Raw genomic sequence first — 24,093 nt, 5'->3', positions numbered from 1 at the left:
AAGATGTAGACTTACTTTCAATAATTGATGTTAAATCGAGTATATGTGAAAGACTGGTGCTACTTGTTGAACCTCACGATCGCTCATCTGAAAATGAAAATACCCGCCGGAACTTAACTTGACTGAGCTTTTTCCGCCACGATTCCATATATATATAGAACACAGGCGTTAAATACAGCGTCAATATCTGAGAAAACACCAGTCCGCCTACAACTGCAATCCCTAGAGGACGGCGGGATTCTGAACCAGCCCCAAATCCGATCGCTATGGGTAAGGTTCCCATTAATGCTGCCATCGTCGTCATCATAATTGGACGGAAGCGCACTAAGCAGGCTTGATAAATTGCCTCAGACGGTTTTTTCAATTCATTTCGCTGGGCTTCAATGGCAAAATCTACCATCATGATCCCGTTTTTCTTAACGATGCCCACTAAGAGAATTATGCCGATGAAGGAATAAACATTCAGTTCGACATGGAATATTATCAGCGTTAATAATGCCCCAAAACCTGCTGAAGGCAAACCGGAAAGAATCGTAATTGGGTGAATGAAATCCTCATAGAGAATACCCAAAATCAAATAAATTACTAAGATGGCAATCGCTAACAATAAACCCAAACTCGGCAGTGAACTTTGAAATACCTGGCTTGCGCCCTGAAAGCTGGTGCTAATGCTCTTAGGAATCACCCGATTAATTAGTTCTTCAATTTTTTGGTTGGCATTTCCCAAGGACGCACCGGGGGCGAGGTTAAAGGAAATGGTAGCAGCGTTCATCCGACCGTTATGATTGACCATTAACGGGCTGACTCCCTGAGATAGTTTGGCGAATGTCTTCAGAGGAACTGCTATTCCTGTGCTGGAGTTAATGTATAAGGTCAGCAGAGCATTGATATCCTGCTGAAACTGGGGTGCTAATTCCAAAATCACCTGATACTCATTGATCGCTGCATAGATGGTTGAAACTTGGTAGGAACCGTAAGCACTTCTGAGGGTATTTTCGATTTGCTCGGCGGTAATCCCATAAGTTGAGGCTTTATCGCGGTCGATATCAATTTGAATCTGGGAAGCAAATTGTAAATCGCTGTTGACATCCTGGAGTTCTGGCAAGTTCTTCATCTTGAGAACAAGTTGGGGAACATATTCCTGTAAAAGTTTGACATCAGAACTCTGAAGTGCAACCTGATAAAGTCCTGTGCTTTGTTGAGCGCCAATGGGTATTGCTGGAGGATTTTGTAAGAATACTTGGATGCCTGGAACAGTGGCGAGTTTGGTTCGTAAATTTTGCACGATTTCGTCGGCTCCTAATTGGCGCTGCGATCGCGGTTTTAACCGAATAAACAAACTCCCGGAATTGGCTGCAACTGCTGCCCCACTGCCATTAGCACTCGCTCCTGCGCCAATATTGGAGTTGACTGCATCTACATTTGGGTCTTGGCGAATCAGGTTAGCAACTGTCTGCTGATGCTGGACAAGATTATCAAAGGATGCATCCTCGGCTGCTTGGGTAATGCCTGTAATTTGTCCTGTATCTTCGCTAGGAATAAAGCCCTTGGGAACTATCACCAACAACCCAACTGTCACCGCCAATAGAACGACAGATAAAATCATCGTGGTGCGGTGATATTTTAAGACTTTTTTGAGACTCCAATCGTACAAACCGAGGAAGCGATCGAAGACATATTCGGAAGCTTGATATAACCGACTTTGATTAGCATGATTTACAGGACGCAGAAAACGGCTGCACAACATCGGAGTCAAAGTCAAAGACACAAAACCAGAGACGAGAATTGCAACTGCGATCGTCACAGCAAATTCATGAAATAATCGTCCCAGCACTTCACTCATGAACAACATGGGGATGAACACTGCAACTAAGGAAAGTGTCATCGACAGAATTGTGAAACCAATTTCTCTCGATCCATTCAACGCCGCTTCTAACGGACGTTCCCCCATTTCCATGTGACGGACGATATTTTCTAGCATGACGATCGCATCATCCACTACGAAGCCCACCGAAAGGGTCAACGCCATCAGTGATAGATTATCTAGTGAGTAGTGCAGCAAATACATCACTGCAAAAGTGCCAATTAGCGAAACGGGTAATGCCAAACTGGGAATCACCGTCGCCGAAAGGTTCCGCAGAAAGATAAAAATTACTAAGATAACTAGAGCGATCGTCAGAATCAAAGTAAATCTGACATCATCTACTGAATCTCGAATTGACTGAGATGCATCATAGAGAATACCAATTTCTACTGATGCCGGAATTTGGTCGCGCAAATTCGGGAGCAATTTCTTAATCGTGTCTACGACTTCTACCGTATTAGTTCCGGGCTGTCTTTGAATCGTGAGAATAATGGCGCGAGTATTGTTGTACCAGCTTGCTACCTTGTCATTTTCTACACTGTCAACAATCCTACCCAGTTGATTGAGATAGATGGGCATTCCATCTTTATAAGACACTATTAACTGGCGATAAGCAGCCGCATCCTCAAGTTGTCCGTTAGTTTGGACTGTAAAGTTCTTGTGATTTCCCGAAAGACTGCCGGTAGGCAAATTGACGTTACCTTGTTGAATCGCCGTCGCCACCTGATCCAGCCCAATTTGTCGCGCTGCCAATTGCTGCGGATCTAGTTGAATTCGAGCGGCATACTTTTGGGAACCGTAGACAGCTACCTGTGCCACACCATTGATTGTGGATAGCTTTTGCGCCAGATAAGTCTCGGCATAATTATCTACCTGTGAAAGCGGCAGAGTGGGAGAATCGAGGTAAAGATAAAGAATCGGTTGATCGGCGGGGTTAACTTTGCTGTAGGTAGGAGGATTAGGTAAATCCGTCGCAATTTGCCCCGATGCTCCCGATATCGCCGCTTGCACATCCTGCGCCGCATCATCAATATTTCGACTCAGGTTAAATTGCAGGGTAATTTGAGTCTGTCCCAGAGTGCTAGTTGAGTTGAGCGAATCGAGTCCAGCAATACTGGAAAATTGCTTCTCTAGAGGACGGGCAACTGATGCTGCCATTGTTTCCGGGCTGGCTCCTGGTCGGGAAGCACTTACCTGAATTGTGGGATAATCTACACTTGGTAAATCGCTGATTGGCAGCAAGCGATAACTCATGAAACCGAAGATTAAAATTGCCGCCATCACCAGAGTCGTCATGATCGGGCGGCGGATAAATGGTTCTGAGAGGTTCATGATTCACCTCCGCCTGACTTCGGGAATTCTCCCCTCTGCTCCCTGTTCCCTGCTCCCCTTCCTCTTCTTGAGGAATTTCCACCTGCATTTGAGTCATTGCCGGCTGTTTTGATGCGGATTTTGCTACCCGAAACGAGATTCGCTTGACCATCGGTAACAATTTTATCGCCTGGTTGCGGCCCTTTCTGAATTACATCTAGCCCCTGAATGGTGCTGCTAACTGTAACTGGAACATTTTCTACCGTCATGTCTGGCTTAACTACAAAGACAAACTGCCCATCGGGGCCATTCTGCACGGCTTGGGAAGGAACAACTGTTGCATTTGGTTGTTCAGTCAGCGTTAAAGTTGCGTTAACAAATTGACCGGGAAATAAGTGTCCCTGAGTGTTGTCAAAGTCACCAATTAGTTGAATTGTTCCCGTGGTATTATCGACCGTATTATTGACAAATGTCAACGCACCTGGTATCGTATGAGATGGATTATCGGGGAATGTCACATCTACCTTCAGCTTGCCATTCTGCATATACTTTTGTACCTGGGGCAGATTTGTTTCGGGAATGGAAAAAGCAACTTGAATCGGGCGAATTTGGGTGATGGTAACAAGTGGAGTGGTGCTGTTGGCTTGTACCACGTTGCCCTGAGTGACGAGAATATTGCCAGCGCGACCATCAATCGGCGCATAAATTTTGGCGTAAGATAATTGCACTTTGGTATTGTCTAATGCTCCTTGGTCGGAAGTGACAACAGCTTGAGCATTAGCGATCGCAGCTCGATCGCCTTGGACAACTGCGCCAGCATTAGTCAGCGCCACTCGATCGCTTTTCAAAACTGCTTCAGCATTAGCGATCGCTTCTCGATCTGCCTGAAGTGTTGCTGTAGCCGATTTACTATTAGAAACGTATTGCTGTGCTTGATCTAAACTAATTGCGCCTTTCTTATATAACGAAGTATAGCGATCGCTCTGTCCCTGAGCAAATTCTGCTTGCGCTCGATCCTTGGCCAAATTCGCCTGAGCTTGTCGCACCAAGGCTTGGTCTTTGACTAAAGTGGCTCTGGCTTGATCTACCTGGCCTAAATCTCTAGTTAATGCGTCTCTAGCTTGTTGTACCGAGGCTTGGTCTTTTGCTACAGTACCTTGAGCTTGCTGGATTGCAGCAGCTTGCGATCGGTCATCTAGGGTAAACAAAAGTTGTCCCTTTTTTACATCTTGACCTTTCTTAAAATAAACTCCAATAATCCGCCCACTAGCTTGGGGCGTAATCGATACTGTAGACCCCGCTTGCACGTTACCGATCGCCTGCAATTGTATCGGAACCGTTTTTTGTGTCACCATTGCCACAGTTACAGGTGTAACTTGTTGCTTATTACGTCCAGATTTTTCACTTTTGTCTGACTTGGCTGCACCTGCATAGATGCCAAAAAAACCTAGTCCAGCCAGTAATAGCACGCCCAAAATTATCAAAGTAATCTTTTTCTTTTTTGGCGATCGCGGTAGCTCTGGTTTTATACTATTCTCAGTCAAACTATCGTTAGAAATATCATGGTTCATCAGAACCCCCAATGCATTTTAGTTAATTAAAAGCCGTGAAACCCTTTACACCTCAACTCTAACTGATACCAATTTCATTTGAGAAGGCACATCTGAAATAAGTAGTTTTTTCCGGTTTGCTCGATGTACCTTGTCAAATAATGATGATTTTGTTGATTTCAAATCAAACAAATAATATTTTTAAATACTTTTTATTAATCATATTTAACATATCTCATCATCTTAATTAATACTTTGTTTTTTACCTGTGTTTATTTATTACTTCTTAGCTGCCGATATAGAAGGTGGAGAGCTTGTTTTTCTATCTGTCTGACTCGTTCCCGGCTAATACCCATGCGCTGACCAATCTGTTCTAGAGAAAGTTCATTTCCATCTGTTAAACCAAAGTGTAAGTTTAAGATTTCTTGTTGTTGTCTAGATAAACTTGACAATAATTCTTCAAGTTCCTGATTGAGAAATTGCTCATTAGTATAGCCATTTTCCGAATATCTATAATCTTCGATTAAATCTTCTAACTTTACATCTTTCTCTGAACCAACTTGAAGATCGAGAGAGATAGTTTGGCGAGCCAAAGTTAGATATTGTCGAATCTGATTAGGCTCTAAAGAAAGTGCATGAGCAATTTCCGTAGTGGTAGGAACGCGACCGAGTTTTTGAGATAACTCTCGCTGAACGCGCTTAATTTTGTTTAACTTCTCATTGATGTGAATCGGTAATCTAATTGCCCGTCCTTGTTGAGCGATCGCTCTGGTAATCCCTTGACGAATCCACCAGTAAACGTAGGTTGAAAATCTGTATCCTAAAGCCGGATTGAATTTCTCAATCCCTCTTTCCAAACCCAAAGTACCTTCTTGAATTAAGTCCATCAGTTCTAAGTTCCGTCTCTGATATTGCTTGGCAATTGACACCACGAGCCGGAGATTAGACGCCATCATTTTCTGCTTGGCTTTTTTCCCTTGATTTAGCTTTTGAAGTAGTTCCTGTTCGCTTAACTGCATCTGGTCAGCCCATTCTGACAGTGTGGGGCTACGATTTAATTCAACAGTCAGTTTTTCGGATTCAGCAAGTATTTTCATCATCTGCTGAACTTGTTGGGCAAAAAAAACTTCTTGCTCCTGGCTTAACAGAGGTATCCGCCCAATTTCTTGAAGATAAGCACGTACTGTATCAGTTGTAAATTGAGATGCTTTGCTTGTGTGAATAGCTTTAGTATCTAGAAATGATGTTAAGTTACTCATGTTGAGTTAGCCTCTACCTATTAACTGGGGTATTTTTTATTGGGGAAAAAGTGCAGATAGTGACTCGATGAACCATAAAGGCTTTTATAAAAAAACCAGGTATCAAGTACTAGTTCCAAAAGAGCAATCAATACCCAAATTGCTAATGAAACAATTACAGGTAGGCTGAGATCGGGAAATTTTCTTTGCAAATCGATAATGCCAAATAACAGCAAAAATACAAGCGAAACTCCTAGAAGAAATGACAACTTGACAATTGCGAGAATGAAACGACTCATTTCTAGGATGCGATTGTAAAGCCGGGAAAATCTTTCCAGGATTTCTTCCATGTTATTGATGACAAGTAAAATTTGTTGTTGGTGCAGATGAATAGCTAAAGAGGATTGTTGCTGCACTTGCGTCAATTCATGTTCATGCTTGAAATTATCTAAAAGCTTGTCCCAAGGTAACACTTGAGAGCTAGTTGACCAAATTGGAAAATCTTTTAAATGTAAGGGAACTAAATAGTTAATCAGTGCGATCAGAGTTTGATCAAAATTACTAAGTTCGGAGGTAAGAGACTGAGTTAGACGAATCAGTTGGTCAATCTGAATCTGAAGTGTATAGTAGTCCTCATATCTCCTTTGAGCGATCAACTGACTAGTAAAAGTGAGGAAAACAATTAACACACCCAATAACGCAGCTAGGGATTGGGATACAGCAGAAAAGAATTCAATCGCTACCTGTTTAGGTACTGTCAGCCAAGGGGCGTTTTCCCGCATCGCAAAAACCAAGGTGGCAACAAATACAAGCCCGACGATCGCTAGCTGATGGTGGGTAAGAATAGCTATGATTGTCCGCACTAAAGGAGTGTTGCTGAGTTGAACTAAGATTTGCAAACCTGGGACTGGTTCACAAATTTGAAGTCGTTGGGCTTTGCGGGTTGACATGATAGAAAAATATAGTTCCTGACAGAATAATTCGTAATTCGATTAATTCAGAGTTGCAATCATAATTTAATAGGACTTACGCAATAACTCTCTGAAACTCTCATTCCTTTGCGTCCTTTGCGCCTTTGCGGTTCGTTTTTCCATTATTTTGCGTAAGTCCTGTTTAATTACGAATTACGAATTACGAATTACGAATTACAATGACTTGTTCTCAATAGTGTTTATTCCCCACCCTGTAAACTCACATGATTGCCCCCAGACTGAATTAATTTGCTCAGGTCAGCAATGGCGCTAGCATACTGAGGATCGGCTAATGTCCCCAAGGTTCGGTTTTGCACTAAGGCTTTCTGTTGTGCTTCGGTTAATGCCACGTTAATATCTGGGGCAATGCCGACATGATTGATATCTCGACCTTTCGGTGTGTAGTATTTAGCGATCGTTAGTTTCAGCCCCGAACCATCCTCTAGTGGCTCTACGGCTTGAACTAAACCTTTACCGAAGGTGCGAGTTCCTACTAAGGTGGCGCGATTGTCGTCTTGTAGCGCTCCCGATAGAATTTCGCTGGCGCTAGCAGATCCCTTATCAACTAGTATTACTAAGGGTTTGTCGGTGAGAGGATGTCCCGATGCATCGTAGCTTTCTTTCACTTGGTCTCGATTTACCAAAGACACGATCGCTCCTTGCTTCAACCACATACTGGCAATTTGTAAACTCGCATCCAGCAGTCCACCCGGATCGGAACGCAAATCTAAAACGTAGCCCTGTACCTGTTGTTTTTCTAATGCTTCAATTGCCCGATGCATCTGGGCGGGCGCAGTTTGTGTAAACTCTGGCAAACGAATGTAACCAATCTTACCTGCTGCTGTTGTTTGCGTGTTGTAAGTTACAGGATGGATAGCAATATTGGCGCGGGTAAGTTTGAAAATTTCCGACTGGCTACCCCGTTGAATCGTGAGTACTACCTTAGTTCCGACGGGGCCGAGAATCCGCTTCACGGCATCGTCAATTTTCATCCCCTGAGTTTTTTGACCGTTAATTTGGACAATTACATCGTCCGGCAAAATACCCGCTTTAAAAGCAGGGGTTCCTTGAATTGGGGCGACAACGGTTAAAGCTTTAGTTTTTTCATTCTGTGCCAGTTCCAGCCCTACGCCACTGAGGTTGCCAGAAATATCGTTATTTAGGGCTTTAAATTCTTGCGGATCGAAAAACTCGGTGTAGCGATCGCCTAATTTCGCTACCATTTCTGCAATCGCTCCATAAGCCTGTTTCTTGGAACTATAGGAACGGCTAATATACTGCTGGCGAATTGCTTGCCAATCTTGATGGTTAAAGCTGACATCAACATAGTTTTTATCTAGGATTTGCCACACCTCATCCACCAATTTTTGAGAGCTAGGTTGTGGTTTACCGAGAGCTTTGGAAGTGTATAGACTAGTTCCTACAAAGATTGTGGCTATAACAGCCAATTCTATCTTGACAAGCAATTTTTGTTTAAACATACTTTAATTATTGAAGAATAATCCAGAATTCAGAATTTAATCAATGAAGGTCTGAATACCCCAGTAACAGATAATTACTCCTGAATTCTGTTTTGATAAAACTACTAGGAATTATCTTGAGATTTTCCTTTGCGGTGGGGATAGGCAGTCTTAAAAATATCCTGAATTTTAGTCTTTTGTTCAGCAGTAAGATTTAGGCTCAACACTGCTTTACGCATTTTTTCGCCTTTTTGTAATTTCGTTGACAATTCCTTTACCTGATCTGGGGTCAGAACTGCCTCAACTTGCTTGCGAATTTCTTCACGCTTTTGAGCGCGTTCTGACGTATTCGATGCCGGAGAGTTCGTCGTAGAAGTATCAGATACCTTTGTGCCAGAATCATTCCCTTGAGACACATCTGGAGATTTAGAACTGCTGCAACCTGTCATTCCTCCAATCAAGATAGTTGCAAGTAGCAGGGTTGGTAAAATTATTTGTTTTTTAATCATTTACTTCTCTTGTTTTTGTTGTGTGTAATAGGACTGTTCTGACTCAATTTCGGTTTATGACTGTTTAGAAGATGTTTGAAAAGTTGCTGCTTTACTCACACCAGCTAATCTTAGAAGTTGGAATGAGTTTGCACATGAGCTAGAATTCCTAACCTCACCAGTAAAAAAGTACTAAAGTTATTGTGACTTTTTTCCTAATTTAGAAATAATTAATTAGTCGAAACGGCTCTATCAATACTAGAGACAGATTCGTTATATAGAAAGGAGAGTTTTATCTAAACAGCACCTATCTCTCAGCTTCCTGCCTTCTGTACCTATTTCCCTCTAAAATAGTGAAAATACCTATGGTTTTGTTACAAAGACCATTGAGTTGGAACAGTCTTATGGTTAGCTTGACCTACCCATCTTTCCGTCTGTTGCTTTACCTAGAGTGGCTGTTATTAGCCACGGCAGTGTTTATGGAAGTTCTGCTGCCGTTTCAGTTGTCCTGGTCTTTGCCGCTAGGAGTTCTGGCGATCGCAACTTTCAGCTTGATGGGTTTGAGGCTACCAATGGTGAAGCCGGAAAGCAAATTAATTTATACAGCCCTGGAATTCGGTTTAATTTTGCTGCCAGCAACTCAACATACTTTATCGACTCGCTCGGTTTTCCTGCTGTGTCTGGTACTGGTGATGCGGAGTTGTCTCATATTTAAGCGATCGGGACAATTGGCTGTCTTGATTTTATCTCTGCTTGCTTATGGAACACTGCTTTTATCAAGACCGATTGTACCTGAAAATTTTCTGCCAGATAAGCTGATCCTCATGTCCTGGGATTGGCGATTAAGTAATATATTATTGTTTAGCTTAACCTTAGTATTCGCTTTATTGTTAATTAATGCCCTGCTTGCAGAGCGCCAAAGTCGAGAGCAGTTAGAAATTGCCCATCAGCAATTAGAGATCATCAATCAACAACTTTGCCAGTATGCCCTGCGGATTGAAGATCAGGCAACCTTGCAGGAACGCAACCGAATTGCCCGCGAAATTCATGATGGGTTAGGACACACTCTCGCCGCCCAAACTATTCAGATTAATAATACTCTGTTGTTTTGGCAATCAAATAATGATAAAGCATTGACATTTCTCAAACAGGCAAAAGAACTAGGGGCTGAAGCGCTGCTAGAAATTCGGCGATCGCTTTCGGTGTTGCGTTCAAATCCTTTGCAAGGGCAATCTCTCAAATCATCCATTGAAAAGCTATTGATAGATTTTCAGCAAACCACAGGTATTGAGCCATCCTGTAAAATCGATCTCCCGTACACTTTACCAACAGAAGTCAACACAGCTCTTTACCGCATAGTGCAAGAATCGCTGACAAATATTTGCAAACACGCCGAGGCGACGAGTGTCACCGTTAAACTTCTGGCTCACGCTGAGATGATTCATCTGTCAATCGAAGATAATGGAAAAGGTTTTAACCCCACTCAAAATACAACCGGGTTTGGATTACAAGGGATGCGAGAACGATCGGTTGCATTGGGCGGCGAATTAAATCTTCACAGTCAATTAGGAACAGGTTGCTGTATTTCTGTTTCCTTGCCACTCTCAAAGCTGTTGGTGTTTTAGCTTATGATTCGGATTTTATTAGTTGACGATCAGCATCTTATTCGCCAAGGACTTAAGAGTATGCTTGAGTCGAATGCAGAGATGCAGGTAATTGGCGAGGCAGAGAATGGGCAACGGGCACTCGAACAGATTGCCGCACTGCAACCCGATATTGTGCTAATGGATATCCGAATGCCCGTAATGGATGGAGTCGCCACCACAAAAGCGATCGCTCAACAATATCCTGACATTAAGGTTCTCGTCCTCACCACCTTCGATGATGATGAGTATGTTTTCCAGGCGATGCGGCTGGGTGCAAAGGGCTATTTGCTCAAAGACACCGAACCAGATGAATTAATGTTGGCAATTCGATCCGTCTACAAAGGACAAACCCTACTCGGCCCGGGATTGTTTGAGAAAGCACTCACGCCGATTACTGCACCTGTCCAGTCTGTGCAAACTCCTCCAGAATTAGCGCAACTCACAGCCAGAGAATTAGATGTATTGCGGTTAATTGCTTGTGGAGCCAATAACCGGGAAATTGCCGAATCGCTGTTTCTTTCAGAAAACACTGTTAAGAACTATGTTACTAATATTTTGAGTCGGTTGAGTTTACGCGATCGCACTCAAGCCGCTTTGTTTGCCCATTCGTTGTTTAGTGGACTGAAGTAGAGTCTACTTGGGCAAGGGATTATATCGTTTACTAAAAAGACAAATAGCTGAGAAACGCAATTGAGAAGGCGTTATATCATGTCAAACTGTATGCCTTACGTGTTAGCAATATTGCATCCATCAATTCCCAAGTTGCATCCTTGTCTGTATTTGCGGATCAATTGTACTGCGACGGCAAAATGCTTGACTCTATCTACAATCCACGTTCATTTTCCGCAGTGTGCATAAATTGATTTCATTACCCCGATATAAGAAGTAGAAGCAAGGCTTATGTCCTCGCTAATACAAAACCCCGACTTTATTAAGGTGATTTATGTCTGCTGTGATAACTGCCACACAATCAAAAATTTGTCAACGCGTAAGTTCTAGAATAGAGAAAGATGTTATGAATTTTTCAAAACGTTTCTCAACACCTTTAGTATTTTTCTTTTTGACATTTAGCGCATTACCTGCTTTAGCTGATAATTGTTCAGTAGCTGATCGAGTCCCATTGCCACCATGTGTTCAAGCAGATTATGTTGATAATGGAGCTGTTCTAACTAATCGCTGTCCTTATACAGTTACTATAAAAGTTGATATAGCTAACGGTAGCGATCAACGGGTAAATGTTCCTAGCAACGGAGGAAGAAGAGTAGTCAGTACTACAGGAAGGTTTAATTTGAAATGCTGTCCCAAATATAACAAATGTAGGGGGTAGTAGTGGGATTTTGTAAAAAAGTGGACAAAGAGACAACGGGCGACCACCGGGTGTCACCGCCAATAGTTGTAAGCTAAAAGCAGCCTCTATCAATACTTTCAGCAATTTGACCCCGTAGCACCCCCGCGTAGCACGGGTTTTTTTTTGGTGGTTGGATGCGATCGCAGGAAATAAACCAATTACGATTGGACAGGGATACAGTACGATAGCTTGGATTCCAGAATCTTCTGGAAGTTGGGCACTACCTTTGAGGCATGAGCGAATCACCAGTTGGGACAGTCCGATTGAGAAAGCAGTTGGACAACTGAAAAAAGTATGCGAGCTAATGCCTTCTAGACCGATTTCTGTTTGGGACAGTGAATATGGTTGTGCCCCGTTTATCCTGAAAACATCTGAGATTGCCACAGATAATAAGAGTACGGTTGCGTTCAAATCTGTGTTTATGGGGTGCACCACCAGCTTATAAGGGTTCGGGTCGTCCTCGGAAACATGGTGCAAAATTTAAACTAAATGAAGCCTCTACATGGGGCGAAGCAGCATCTGTCTTGGAAGTAAATGACCCGAATTGGGACGACGTTAAAGTCAGTTCGTAGCCCCGCATGCAAAGAGGGGCTGGGGGTGGGGTGCAGTGATTATGGAAATCATAACTAATTACCCGGACATAATATTAGACAATAAGTCTATTGCACATTGTGTATTAATGCACAACCACTGAATATAGATATTTTGACATACCCTTTCAGGGATAATTCTTGTTATACAGCAGCCTACAGGGAGAACTAAATATGACATCTCCAGAAACGGTTACATGGCTACAAAAACGCACGTCTTTAGGAATTCTCTCGTCTGAAGTATTAAATGCGATCGCTCAAGTAATTGAAGAACAAGTTGTACCCGCCGAAACTGACTTAGTTAGTGAAGGCAATTCTCCAGAAGCCCTTTATATTCTTGTAGAAGGTCAACTCGAAAGCAATACCACCAATCAAAACAACCCTGCTTTAGCTTGTGGATTTCTCCCCGGTGCAGTGATTGAACTCAAAGAATTGTTGTTGGAAGAATCAACTCCATTCACAATTACGACAGTAACCGAATGTCACTTGTGGGTTGTACCTGCTGCTAAATTTCGGGAATTAGTCACTCAATACCCCGAAATTGCTCAGGCTTTTTCGCGTCAATTGGCTCAAGAATTAGCTCAGGTAACATCTGCACTTGGCTATGAACAAGAACGTTCTGTTGCCTTGCGTCCATATCTAGTTACCAAAGCACAACGGGGAATTGTCGGTACAAGTCGCTATGCTGTGCGGCTGCGCGAGCAAATTCGAGAAGCGGCTGCCGATCGCAAATCAGTGGATATTTTCGGAGAACCAGGGTTAGAAAAAGACAATATAGCAGCTCTCATCCACTTTGGTTCTCCCAAACGGCGAGAACCAATTATTAAACTAAATTGTGGTATTCTCCAAACTAGCGGTGCAGATTTATTTGGTCGCGCTGGCGGCAAACCAGGGCTGTTGGAATGGTTGGGAGAAGGTACTCTAGTTCTCAATAACATCCAAGAATTGCCCGAAGAATTATTACCAGCCGTGACAGAGTTGCTCAAAACTGGTAAATATACCCCCGTCAGTCGTTCTGGAGATTCAGCACCCGAACCTCGTCCCAGTCAAGCCAGAATTCTGATTGTTTCAGAAAAAAGTCAGCCGACAGTTGAACGTTCTGTTGGTCACATTATTAAAGTACCACCGCTACGGGTGCGGAAAGCTGATATTCAGACACAGGTCGAATATTATACCAGTCTTTATACACGCTCTAGAGGGATTTCTAAACCGCACATTACCCCAGAAGCTTTGCGTCGCCTCCAGTCTTATGATTTTCCTGGCAACCTCAGAGAATTGAAAAATCTCGTAGAAAGAGCGATTGTGCAAGCTGAGGATGCAAATGAATTAACAGAAGAAATTTTCTGGCCAGCCGAAACTAAGAAAAAACGATTTCGAGTAAATCTGTTAAATGCTTATCCTAATTTGCGGCGGTTTTTACGTAGTGACTGGTGGCCCGATCGCATTAATTATGGTTTTACTGCAACGGCTTTTGCGATCGTTGTTGCAATATTATTTATTGGGCCGCAAACCCGCGATCGCAATTTCGTCTTAAATCTATTTTGGGCTTGGTGGTGGCCTTTCTTCTTATTTCTCTTTCCCTTTTTAGGTCGTGTCTGGTGTTCTGTTTGTCCCTTCATGATTTATGGAGAAATCACCCAAAAGCTCTCTTTATGGCTGTGGCCTCGAAAACTCAAGCGCTGGCCGAGAGAACAAGGTGAAAAATGGGGCGGATGGTTCCTCTTTGGTTTATTTACCCTAATTTTCTTATGGGAAGAACTCTGGCATTTAGAAAATACTGCTTACCTCAGCGCTTGTTTGCTGCTGTTAATTACTGCTGGGGCGATGATTTTCTCGGCTATTTTTGAGCGGCGGTTTTGGTGTCGCTATCTCTGTCCCATCGGCGGGATGAATGGTTTATTTGCCAAACTCTCAATGACGGAACTCCGGGCACAGCAAGGGATATGTTCTGCCAGTTGCACTACGTACCAGTGTTATAAAGGCGGGCCGCAAAAAGGCGAAGGGCTAGAAACTAATGGATGTCCTTTATACTCACACCCAGCCCAATTAGAAGATAACCGAGATTGCGTACTGTGCATGACTTGCCTGAAAGCTTGTCCCCATCGTTCCGTTGAGTTCAACTTGCGTCCTCCTGGAATTGAACTGTGGACAACTCATGTACCCCGTACTTATGAAGTAGCATTATTGTTTTTGCTCTTGGGTGGTATCTATCTACATCGTTTACCAGAATTGCAATCTTGGTTAGGCTTACAACTGGATTTAACTGATTTTTGGCAGCACTTGGGATTATCGCTGGTAGTGTTAATTATTCCTGCCGCTCTTACCTTTGGGGCTTATGGCTTGCTCCAACTGTTCAACGCTAACCGTAAGCCTCGAAAATTTGTAGAGCTTGCATATAGCTATCTCCCATTAGTTTTAGGGGGAAACTTAGCTCACTATCTACGTTTGGGCTTAAGCGAAGGCGGACGGATTTTACCTGTTACCTTTGCGACACTTGGTTTGAGTGGCGAACAATTGCCAATATTGGTTGCTCACCCGGCTGTGATTGCCTTTTTGCAAGGTGCAACGATAATTTTCTCCGTGTTAATGACTATGTTATTAACGCAAAAGATTGCCAAACAACCAGTGCGATCGCTCCTTTGGCAACACCTAGCAGCGATCGCTTTGGGAGTTAGTATGTGGGCAATTATCGTCTTTTAAGCTTTACATCTTCCACCAGGCGGTTTTTAATCGCCTGGGCTAGGTGCAAAATGTGAGTTAAGAACATTCTTCCCTACGAACGTGATAGAAAATACTTGTATGATTTATGATTTTTGACTCATAGTATAAGGATTACAGATAATGCACGTTCTCAAAAGATCGATCAAACCACAAACCTATATATCCTTCCTCCACATTTACCAAACGACTTGGGGGACTGCTGGTGATATTTGTTTAATCCGTGAATCTGTAGCGAAGGAAAGTACAGCGAAGTTTATCGGGCATAAAATCGAACTAGTAGTGCCAAAAGGGTTGGAGCGCGATCGCATCGCTAACTGTCCAATAATTAAAGTTGCAGGTAATGTCGGCGACGGACATCCCAAAGAACACCCGTTGGAATGGGAGGCTTATGAAGGTGTAAGTGAAGAAATAGCTTTAGCGGCTCTCAAACCTTGGGGCTTCAAGTTAATTGAACTTTAATGTGGCGATTTGACAAGCTCAACTCGTTTTCATTTTTCTGAAACTATTTTTTCCCCTAGCGCCATCAGACATTGGCTCAAATGGAAAAATTCATTTAATAGACATAGGAGTGAAATTAATTATGCGTTGCCCGAAATTCTTGGTAGGCATAATTAATAAATTGTATCTACGTCATTTTCACTCCTATGTCTAATGTACCAAACCAGGTTTCTAAATCCGCGATCGCCTGAAAATCCAATAATGCTTCACCGAGATTTTCTAGTTGTTCTAAGGAGAGAGTTTCAATCCGGTCTAGCACTTCTTGGGGTAATTCTCCCACCCGTCGAGTAAGCAGACGGAGAATGAGCAATTGCCCTTCTGCTTTTCGTCCTTGCTCCCGTCCTCGTTGTTCTCCTAGTTGTTCCCCTTCTCTTAGAATTTCTTGATAAATCACTGACTCGCGCATCATACCCTCCCGAAATAATTGTCGAATCAAGTCTTGATTGTATTTTAACCCCGCTAAGATTTGGGTGTAAGCAGAAATTTCTGGTCGTTGTCTTGGCTCAAGTTGACTAACTTTTCTCACAACTTGTTGCAACAATCCTTGAGGTTGCGTGGTTGCGGCCAGTGGTGCTAATGGTAACAAAGCTGGCTCGTTGAGGAATAGTTCAGGATTTTCTTCCCATAAGCGAATCACGCGATATTCGTGACGGGTAGTTTCGACACAGAAGACAGTTTCAATTACTGTTTCTGCTGCGGGGGGAAGCAATAATACGACAACTTGCGTTATTGGTAGACGATACAAACGATATAAGCGTACCCAATAATCTAGCATCCGCAGGGGTAGGGGTGGCGTAGATTCTAGTTTGGTTTGAAATTCCAGGTGGAGAATGCGTCCTTCTAATTGTAAAAATGTGACATAATCAGCGCGAATTGGTTCGATGCTCAATTCGGTTTTGAGAACTGTGACGGAAGTTTGCGGTGTTCCTAATACCCAACTGGCAAAGGTAGCAGGATGTTTTTCGGACAGTAGTTTGCAGAGGTTATCAAAGGACATTAGCGATCGCTAACAATTGAACGAGGTATTGTTATTATCTCGTGCAGTGGTTTGAGTAGGCGATGTCTACGATGGTCACTGAGCTTGTCGAAGTGCGGGCTACGCCTATGCACCATCGCTCAAGGAAGCTCATTATTATACTTTGGGCGTATCTTTTTAAATTCCTGTACCTGTAGTATTTACATTAATATTCCATTTCTGGCTAGGTTGAGTTATCAGACGGTAAAAAGATAACTGTAGCGGTTCCTGATTTACTAGTAAAAAACCTAATTCCCTTCTCTTTCCCTACCAAGGAAAGGGCAGAAACAGCCTTTATTACTAAAGAAATTACGAATTATACTAATGCATCTGCACATAATTAAAAAGCGATCGTCGCCCTTTTTCCTTTTTCCCTTTATCCTGCTGTTAACTCTCCTCCTCGCCCTGCCTTGGGTAAGCGCGAAAGAACAGCCGAAGCCGAAGCCAGAAACGTGGCAGATTAACGGTATCGTTGCTGCCCTTGATGATGGACATAACGGAGTAAAGGGGTCTGCACTAGACAAATTAGTTAAATATGATCTAAAAGATTTAAAATTTCTGGGAAAGAAACCAGAGGATATTGCTCAGAAAGCTGCCAAAATCCTCAAGGATAAAACTGTTGACCCCTCTGTTCGTTCCGGTGCAGCATCGGCATTGGGAAATCTGGGGGAGGCAGCTAAACCCTACGTCAAAGACATCGCTGACTTACTCAAGGATAAAACCGTTGACGACTCTGTTCGTTCCAGTGCAGCATCGGCATTGGGAAATCTGGGGGAGGCAGCCAAACCCTACGTCAAAGACATCGCTGACATCCTCAAGGATAAAACCGTTGACCCCTCTGTTCGTTCCGGTGCAGCAGCGGCATTGGGAAATCTGGGGGAGGCAGCCAAACCCTACGTCAAAGACATCGCCGACTTCCTCAAGGATAAAGCCGTTCACCCCTATGTTCGTTCCGTTGCAGCATCGGCATTGGGAAATCTGGGGGAGGCAGCCAAACCCTACGTCAAAGACATCGCTGACATCCTCAAGGATAAAACCGTTGACGACTCTGTTCGTTCCAGTGCAGCATCGGTATTGGGAAATCTGGGGGAGGTAGCCAAACCCTACGTCAAAGACATCTTCGACTTCCTCAAGGATAAAGCCGTTGACTCAAATGTTCGTTCCGGTACAGCAATAGCATTGGTAAATCTGGCGGAGGCAGCCAAACCCTATGTCAAAGACATCCTCGACTTCCTCAAGGATAAATCCGTTGACCCCTATGTTCGTTCCGGTGTAGCATCGGCATTAAGAAATCTGGGGGAGGCAGCCAAACCCTACGTCAAAGACATCGCTGACATCCTCAAGGATAAAACCGTTGACGACTCTGTTCGTTCCGATGCAGCATCGGCATTGGGAAATCTGGGGGAGGCAGCCAAACCCTACGTCAAAGACATCGCTGACTTACTCAAGGATAAAACCGTTGACGAATCTGTTCGTTCCGATGCAGCATCGGCATTGGTAAATCTGGGGGAGGCAGCCAAACCCTACGTCAAAGACATCGCTGACATCCTCAAGGATAAATCCGTTCACCCCTATGTTCGTTCCCGTGCAGCAGAGGCATTGGGAAATCTGGGGGAAACAGCCAAACCCTACGTCAAAGACATCCTCGACTTCCTCAAGGATAAAACCGTTGACGACTCTGTTCGTTCCAGTGCAGCATCGGCATTGGTAAATCTGGGGAAGGTTGCCAAACCTTACGTCAAAGACATCCTCGACATCCTCAAGGATAAAACCGTTGACCCCTATGTTCGTTCCAGTGCAGCATCGGCATTGGGAAAGATAGAACAACTCAACCTGAATAATGTTGTTGTAATTCTGGATAGCATCTATTACGCAGGTCAATCAGAATTTGCACAGTGGCGATTTTTGACATATTTTCTGGGTGGCGGCACTAATGAAGTCAAAACACTGCTCACATGGCTGGGTTTTCCTGAGACTAAAACGATTCCTAATTCATTAACCCACGATCGCGGTGATAAAACTCTCAAAATCTTTGCCCAAGTCTGGGAACCGAGTCGAGATTTTGCACGATTACGCGAAGACTTAGCAAAGCAAATTGCTGTAGTTGCAAGAAAAGTCTCTTGGCAACCACAAGATATTGTTATTTTAGAAACTCACTACAACAACCTTAAAAAAGCTGGCTACAACGAAGCTGATTCACTGCAATCAGTAATAGTTAATCTCAAAACTTGGCAGTGGTTTCTCAATGCCAGAACTACTATTTTGATTCATGCTGCTTTTTGGCTTGCCCTCATCTTCGCTTATCCCAAATTTCCCCAAGTCCAAGCCATCTTCTTCTGGAACCCTTGGGTGAGGCGCATCCTCGGAGTTGGCTACGTCGGCTTAATTCTCACCTGGGTTCCCTTTTTCCGCGAAAAGTTATTTGAACCCTTCAAGCCTTCCCTACTAGCCGATGCCGGGTTAGATAATTTTAACCCCGAAGCTTACTTCCCAAATTCTAAAGTGCAAGTTCCCGGTGTAGATGAACCCGTACCAATTACCCAAGTGCTACCTAACATCAAAGGACAAGTCATCTTAGAAGGTGATTCTGGCTTGGGTAAGTCAATGTTTCTGCGCTATTTGGTAAAAACTTCTGGGCGGCTTGTGGTTTATCTACCTGCCCAGAAGTGTGACAAAGGGGTAATTGAGGCAATTCAAGCCAAGCTGCACGGCCAAGCACAAGATGCTGATTTTCTCAAGAATTTAATTTACAGTGGCGCATTAGATATTTGCATTGACGGACTCAATGAAGTTACCGCCGACACCAGGGCAAAAATCTGTCAGTTTGCCGAAAGCTATTTTCGGGGTAACATCATCATGACCACCCAACCCCTAGAGTGGACACCACCCTCAACAGCCAAAATATATAAATTGCTGCCCCTTGAAGAACCACAAATTCAGCAATTTCTGATTTCCCGTCAGCCACGACTGCCCAAAAATGCCAAAGTTCAAGGTACTGATTATGAGCAAGCCACTGCTAGTTTTTTAACCAAAGCCCTCAGTAATCAGCAATCACCACAGGAATTAGGCGCGATTGAGAAGGTTCTCTCTAATCCAATGGATTTAACTGTGGTAGCCCTGATGCTATCCCAAGGTGAATACCCCGATTTATTTCACTTGCAACAACATCAATATCAATTGATGGCAGCAGAATATTTGCAAGAGTGGAACCAGGAATTTCCCCTGAAAAAATTCTCCGATGCTGTCTATCAAATGCGGCTGAATGATGAGCAAGCGTTACCTGCGGATGAATTTTACCAGGTATTACAGTCATTGGAAGACGATAAATATAAAATGGTTGTCAGCCGTCAGTGGCAAGACGAAAAAGGCGAAGCCAAGAGAGAATGGTACTTCCGCCACGATAAGATTATGGATTTCTTTTTGGTGCAGAACTTTCTCGGCGAGAGTGAGGAAGCTAAAAACCGTCTCCTTGACCACATGGACGACCCCCGTTTTCGTGGTGTCTACTTTTTGCTAGCAACTTTACTCCCGTTAGATGCAGCGAAAGAACTGAAGGAAAAATTAGTTCAATACGCCGCCGATACCAAAGACCATACTGTGAGTGATACCTTTGTGCAATTGTTGCGGCCAAGAGCGTGATATTAATTCGTAATTAATAAAGAGAGTTATAGGCTGAGGGCAAATTCTTGATTCAATTAAAATGAGTCTTTGATACTGGTGAATGAGTATTTGAACTGGATGAATCCACCTTTTAGCTCCGTTAACGAGTATTTGAACTGGATGAATCCACCTTTTAGCTCCGTTAACGAGTCTTTGAACTGGATGAATCCACCTCTGAACTCCGTTAACGAGTATTTGAACTGGATGAATCCACCTTTTAGCTCCGTTAACGAGTCTTTGAACTGGATGAATCCACCTTTTAGCTCCGTTAACGAGTCTTTGAACTGGATGAATCCACCTTTTATCTCCGTTAACGAGTCTTTGAACTGGATGAATCCACCTTTGAACTCCGTTAACGAGTCTTTGAACTGGATGAATCCACCTTTTAGCTCCGTTAACGAGTCTTTGAACTGGATGAATCCACCTTTTAGCTCCGTTAACGAGTCTTTGAACTGGATGAATCCACCTCTGAACTCCGTTAATGAGTCTTTGATATTAAATATATTGCGATCGCAGCTTAAAACAGATAAATTTAGGCAGAGCGATGTCTGACCACAAACCGCTCTACATCTACGCCGACACCAGCCAAATCAACGACTACAGAAATATCTAGCGATCGCAGATGTTCTGCATTCCCATTCCAGAGAGCATCAGCAGTTTAGGCGAATCAAACACGCCAGTACTAAGAGGTTGTTTGAAAAGTGTTTCGCTGTGATTTTAGGCACTTATTGATCCCCCCTAACCCCCCTTAAAAAGGGGGGAACCGGAATCAAAGTCCCCCTTTTTAAGGGGGATTTAGGGGGATCTAAAACGTTTTGCTACCAAGAAGACAACTTTTCAAACATCCTCTAAGAATAACTTCCTGATTTACAAAGGTTTGGTGCATCGTCATGAGCGGAAACTAGATTTCCAATTTTGGAAATAAGAAACATTACTGCCTTTAAATACTGCGAAATAACTGAAATAAAAATCTGACCTTTCACGTCATCTAGAAAAACTAATGCTAAACCTAAACCCTCAGCAAGCTTTCTTACTAGGGAATAGAAGCGAAGTTTTCTAGATAAGAGTAAAAAGTCAGATATTAAAATGAGTGGAAAAAGAGATTGTGTTTGTCCTACTACCAGGTAGAATTAATGCTCAGTTCACCTGGAACTAAGCTTAATAAATGGGCAAAGGAATTAATCACGACCCCAGCTGCGATCGCGCTCATAGCGACGGTTATTGTCATAAATGTTGCGAAGGTTATTATCGCGGTCATCGCGACGATTGTTATCGCGGTCATAGCGACGGTTATTATCGCGGTCATAGCGACGATTATTATCGCGGTCATAGCGACGATTGTTATCGCGGTCATAGCGACGGTTATTATCGCGGTCATAACGGCGATTATTATCGCGGTCATAACGGCGATTATTATCGCGGTCATAGCGACGATTGTTATCGCGGTCATAGCGACGGTTATTATCGTCACGAATGTTCCGAAGGTCGTTCTGGCGGTCATAGTCACCATTTCTGTGGTGACGACTATGAAGTTCGTACTTCCCATCATCATTGCGTTGAGAGATGTAGTTATCTAACTCAGCAAGATAAGATGCTGGTGTATTAGCATCAGCTTTTGGAGAAATAGCCAAAGCTGAAGCAGAAGCTATCAAGCCTGCGAGCAAAATAGAAGTAAAGCGGTTCATGATGTGACTCAAAAATTGTTGATAGTAATTTATGCAAGTCCAGTCTGTTTAGGAAGAGCAGATTCCACAAGTCTTTAAATCAATCCTAACAGTGTTGAATAACTCGAAAAGTTTTCTTGAGTGTGGTGATTGAGAAAAGTTTTGTTGTTTGTGATACTTTCTGACCTGCAAAATCTAGTGAAAAGTTAAAATTAAAATGGATTTTTAAACTGGAGGAATCCACCTTTAAACTCCGTTAATAAGTCTTCAAGACTCATGAATTCACCTGATAACTCTGCTTTCTGCTTCTCCTGTTCCCTCAGTTACCCTGCTTTCTTTGAAAGATTCTACTACAGATGGAAAGGAAATTTGAGGAAATCACTCGCCTCACCGATGCCTTCTGCTCTCAACATCTCAACACAGAATATGCAGAGATGTCGCGCCAGTTCGCGGTTGATCTGTGCCACAAGCGTCCCTCGCCCCTAGCAACTGGGCAAGCCAAGTCATGGCCTTGTGGTATCCGTCCACGCCCTCGGTATGGTTAACTTTCTCTACGACTCCTCCCAGACTCCCATATTAAAGCTAGCGAACTCTACCAAGTCTTTGGCGTAGCGGAAAGTACCGAACAGAGGAAATCCAAAGCAATTCGGGACGCAATGAAAATGAGCTACTATGACACGGCTTGGTGTTTGCCCAGGCGACTAGATAAGCATCCAACTGCTTAGTTAATTTCCGTCAATGGATTACCTATGGATGCGCGTTATACTCAGAGCGAAATTCAAGAAAAGGCATTCCGCACAGGTTTAATTCCCTATTTACCACTGATAAACGATTCCCAGGAGTGATTACTCCTGAATCAACAAGCCCTACTTGAAAATGAACAACCCGCTTTCAGCTAGAATTTTCTTTGCTCCCGATAAAACTGCTGTAGCTCAAAGACCATAAAAAAATGTGGGTATACGAAATTAAGATCGAGCAACTTTTATCTGCTGCCTATCTGTTATTATCAATTCTGTTCAAGTCAGACAGAAGTTATTCTTGGAGATAAACAATGGGCAATAAATATGATGTTTATGGTGTAGGTAATGCCTTAGTAGATATAGAATACGAAGTATCTCTAGAATTACTGCAAGAGTTAAAGATTGATAAAGGTGTAATGACACTCCTAGACGAAGAGAGTCAAAATCATATTTTGGAAAATCTCAAAAATCTTCATTGCCATAAGAGTTGTGGAGGGTCAGCCGCTAACACGATAGTGGCAATTAGTCAACTAGGAGGAAAAGCTTTTTATTCCTGCAAAGTGGCTAATGACGAATTTGGAGACTTTTACATAGAAGATTTACTCAACTCTCAGGTAGATACCAACTTAAAAAATGGCGACCGCCAATCAGGAATTACAGGTAAATGTTTAGTGTTAGTAACTCCCGATGCAGATCGCACCATGAATACATTTTTGGGAATTACTGAAGAATTTTCTACACAAGAATTAGTATCATCAGCGATCGCTAATTCAGAATACATATATATAGAAGGATATTTAGTGACTTCTCCCACAGCAAAAGAAGCAGCTATAAAGGCTAGAGAAATAGCTGAAAAAGCGGGAGTAAAAACTACCATGTCCCTATCTGATTACAACATGGTGAAATTTTTTAAAGATGGGTTATTAGACATCATTGGGCCTGGTTTAGACTTGATTTTTGCTAATGAAAGTGAAGCATTAGAACTAGCAGATACAGAAGATTTTCAAGTAGCTGTAGACAAACTAAAAACCCTGAGTAAGAAATTTGCCATTACTCGCGGTGCCAAGGGGTCAGTAGTATTTGACGGTCAGAAATTAATCGAAATCACTGCACCTCAAGTAAAAGCTGTAGATACAGTGGGAGCAGGAGATATGTATGCAGGAGCTTTCCTCTATGGAATTACCCAAGGTATGAGCTATGAAGAAGCCGGAAAATTAGCATCGGCCGCAGCTTCTAAGATTGTTACATCCTATGGGCCAAGATTAAAAACTGAGGAATTAAAGGCATTAGTTACTGCTTAGAGGGTGTTTGAAAAGTTTTGAGAGGTCA

At 43.0% G+C, this 24,093-nt stretch carries 16 protein-coding genes and 1 pseudogene; 8 read left to right on the top strand and 9 right to left on the bottom strand.

Annotation, left to right across the window (positions count from 1 at the left end):
• Positions 1–73: 73 nt before the first annotated feature.
• From AC1F2U_RS25850 to AC1F2U_RS25825, 6 genes are all read right to left on the bottom strand, one after another.
• Entirely contained in the window at positions 74–3,196 is a 3,123-nt protein-coding gene (locus AC1F2U_RS25850) for an efflux RND transporter permease subunit (RefSeq protein ID WP_480263692.1), read from the bottom strand.
• Positions 3,193–4,746, bottom strand: a complete 1,554-nt coding sequence (locus tag AC1F2U_RS25845) for an efflux RND transporter periplasmic adaptor subunit (RefSeq protein WP_480263690.1) — start codon at positions 4,744–4,746, stop codon at positions 3,193–3,195. Before AC1F2U_RS25845 ends, AC1F2U_RS25850 begins: the two co-directional genes overlap by 4 nt.
• A gap of 251 nt (positions 4,747–4,997) precedes the next feature.
• Positions 4,998–5,984, bottom strand: coding sequence for an RNA polymerase sigma factor, RpoD/SigA family (locus tag AC1F2U_RS25840; protein WP_480263689.1), 987 nt, complete (start codon positions 5,982–5,984; stop codon positions 4,998–5,000).
• Positions 5,985–6,004: 20 nt separating this feature from the next.
• Positions 6,005–6,913 carry a hypothetical protein gene (locus tag AC1F2U_RS25835; RefSeq protein ID WP_480263688.1) on the bottom strand — a complete coding sequence of 303 codons (909 nt, stop codon included), beginning with the start codon at positions 6,911–6,913 and terminating at the stop codon, positions 6,005–6,007.
• Positions 6,914–7,134: 221 nt separating this feature from the next.
• Complete coding sequence (locus tag AC1F2U_RS25830) at positions 7,135–8,415, bottom strand: S41 family peptidase (RefSeq protein ID WP_480263687.1); 1,281 nt, start codon at positions 8,413–8,415, stop codon at positions 7,135–7,137.
• A 104-nt stretch (positions 8,416–8,519) separates the two neighbouring features.
• Positions 8,520–8,903, bottom strand: a complete 384-nt coding sequence (locus tag AC1F2U_RS25825) for a hypothetical protein (RefSeq protein ID WP_334837793.1) — start codon at positions 8,901–8,903, stop codon at positions 8,520–8,522.
• A gap of 383 nt (positions 8,904–9,286) precedes the next feature.
• On the opposite strand from AC1F2U_RS25825, the gene AC1F2U_RS25820 reads away from it, so the two are divergent.
• The gene (locus AC1F2U_RS25820) at positions 9,287–10,507 is read left to right on the top strand and encodes a sensor histidine kinase (protein ID WP_480263685.1); all 1,221 of its coding nucleotides are present in this window, start codon (positions 9,287–9,289) and stop codon (positions 10,505–10,507) included.
• 3 nt (positions 10,508–10,510) lie between these two features.
• Positions 10,511–11,158 carry a response regulator transcription factor gene (locus tag AC1F2U_RS25815; RefSeq protein WP_335059123.1) on the top strand — a complete coding sequence of 216 codons (648 nt, stop codon included), beginning with the start codon at positions 10,511–10,513 and terminating at the stop codon, positions 11,156–11,158.
• A gap of 535 nt (positions 11,159–11,693) precedes the next feature.
• Here AC1F2U_RS25815 and AC1F2U_RS25810 read toward each other — a convergent pair.
• Positions 11,694–12,260 carry a hypothetical protein gene (locus AC1F2U_RS25810; RefSeq protein WP_480263684.1) on the bottom strand — a complete coding sequence of 189 codons (567 nt, stop codon included), beginning with the start codon at positions 12,258–12,260 and terminating at the stop codon, positions 11,694–11,696.
• Positions 12,261–12,640: 380 nt separating this feature from the next.
• Between AC1F2U_RS25810 and AC1F2U_RS25805 the strand changes: the two genes are divergently transcribed.
• Complete coding sequence (locus AC1F2U_RS25805) at positions 12,641–15,166, top strand: AAA-type ATPase lid domain-containing protein (protein WP_480263683.1); 2,526 nt, start codon at positions 12,641–12,643, stop codon at positions 15,164–15,166.
• Positions 15,167–15,307: 141 nt separating this feature from the next.
• Positions 15,308–15,646, top strand: coding sequence for a hypothetical protein (locus AC1F2U_RS25800; RefSeq protein ID WP_480263682.1), 339 nt, complete (start codon positions 15,308–15,310; stop codon positions 15,644–15,646).
• A gap of 166 nt (positions 15,647–15,812) precedes the next feature.
• Here the strand turns inward: AC1F2U_RS25800 and AC1F2U_RS25795 are convergent, their stop codons facing one another.
• Positions 15,813–16,682 carry an Rpn family recombination-promoting nuclease/putative transposase gene (locus AC1F2U_RS25795; RefSeq protein WP_480263680.1) on the bottom strand — a complete coding sequence of 290 codons (870 nt, stop codon included), beginning with the start codon at positions 16,680–16,682 and terminating at the stop codon, positions 15,813–15,815.
• 342 nt (positions 16,683–17,024) lie between these two features.
• Here AC1F2U_RS25795 and AC1F2U_RS25790 point away from each other — a divergent pair, with 342 nt between their 5' ends.
• Both AC1F2U_RS25790 and AC1F2U_RS25785 read left to right on the top strand, forming a co-directional pair.
• Complete coding sequence (locus AC1F2U_RS25790) at positions 17,025–20,339, top strand: HEAT repeat domain-containing protein (protein ID WP_480263679.1); 3,315 nt, start codon at positions 17,025–17,027, stop codon at positions 20,337–20,339.
• A gap of 78 nt (positions 20,340–20,417) precedes the next feature.
• Positions 20,418–20,912, top strand: a complete 495-nt coding sequence (locus AC1F2U_RS25785) for a hypothetical protein (RefSeq protein WP_480263678.1) — start codon at positions 20,418–20,420, stop codon at positions 20,910–20,912.
• Positions 20,913–21,538: 626 nt separating this feature from the next.
• On the opposite strand, the gene AC1F2U_RS25780 is transcribed toward AC1F2U_RS25785, so the two are convergent.
• Positions 21,539–22,045 (bottom strand): hypothetical protein, encoded by a 507-nt coding sequence (locus AC1F2U_RS25780; RefSeq protein ID WP_480263676.1) that lies wholly within the window; start codon positions 22,043–22,045, stop codon positions 21,539–21,541.
• 335 nt (positions 22,046–22,380) lie between these two features.
• On the opposite strand from AC1F2U_RS25780, the pseudogene AC1F2U_RS25775 reads away from it, so the two are divergent.
• Both AC1F2U_RS25775 and AC1F2U_RS25770 read left to right on the top strand, forming a co-directional pair.
• Positions 22,381–22,749 (top strand): annotated as a pseudogene (locus AC1F2U_RS25775) (DUF6398 domain-containing protein).
• Positions 22,750–23,075: 326 nt separating this feature from the next.
• A complete protein-coding gene (locus AC1F2U_RS25770) occupies positions 23,076–24,065 on the top strand; it encodes an adenosine kinase (protein ID WP_480263675.1) in 990 nt (329 codons plus the stop codon).
• Positions 24,066–24,093: the final 28 nt, after the last annotated feature.

The organism is Nostoc sp. LEGE 12454 (genome assembly GCF_056620565.1).
Note: the sequence above shows the minus strand (reverse complement) of the source record. Positions and strands in the feature narration are given on the sequence as shown.

Coding starts and splice junctions, on each gene's coding strand:
- AC1F2U_RS25850 (WP_480263692.1), bottom strand. CDS start 3,196: ATGAACCTCTCAGAACCATTTATCCGCCGCCCGATCATGACGACTCTG.
- AC1F2U_RS25770 (WP_480263675.1), top strand. CDS start 23,076: ATGGGCAATAAATATGATGTTTATGGTGTAGGTAATGCCTTAGTAGAT.
- AC1F2U_RS25790 (WP_480263679.1), top strand. CDS start 17,025: ATGCATCTGCACATAATTAAAAAGCGATCGTCGCCCTTTTTCCTTTTT.
- AC1F2U_RS25840 (WP_480263689.1), bottom strand. CDS start 5,984: ATGAGTAACTTAACATCATTTCTAGATACTAAAGCTATTCACACAAGC.
- AC1F2U_RS25820 (WP_480263685.1), top strand. CDS start 9,287: ATGGTTAGCTTGACCTACCCATCTTTCCGTCTGTTGCTTTACCTAGAG.
- AC1F2U_RS25780 (WP_480263676.1), bottom strand. CDS start 22,045: ATGAACCGCTTTACTTCTATTTTGCTCGCAGGCTTGATAGCTTCTGCT.
- AC1F2U_RS25845 (WP_480263690.1), bottom strand. CDS start 4,746: ATGAACCATGATATTTCTAACGATAGTTTGACTGAGAATAGTATAAAA.
- AC1F2U_RS25830 (WP_480263687.1), bottom strand. CDS start 8,415: ATGTTTAAACAAAAATTGCTTGTCAAGATAGAATTGGCTGTTATAGCC.
- AC1F2U_RS25815 (WP_335059123.1), top strand. CDS start 10,511: ATGATTCGGATTTTATTAGTTGACGATCAGCATCTTATTCGCCAAGGA.
- AC1F2U_RS25805 (WP_480263683.1), top strand. CDS start 12,641: ATGACATCTCCAGAAACGGTTACATGGCTACAAAAACGCACGTCTTTA.
- AC1F2U_RS25800 (WP_480263682.1), top strand. CDS start 15,308: ATGCACGTTCTCAAAAGATCGATCAAACCACAAACCTATATATCCTTC.
- AC1F2U_RS25825 (WP_334837793.1), bottom strand. CDS start 8,903: ATGATTAAAAAACAAATAATTTTACCAACCCTGCTACTTGCAACTATC.
- AC1F2U_RS25835 (WP_480263688.1), bottom strand. CDS start 6,913: ATGTCAACCCGCAAAGCCCAACGACTTCAAATTTGTGAACCAGTCCCA.
- AC1F2U_RS25795 (WP_480263680.1), bottom strand. CDS start 16,682: ATGTCCTTTGATAACCTCTGCAAACTACTGTCCGAAAAACATCCTGCT.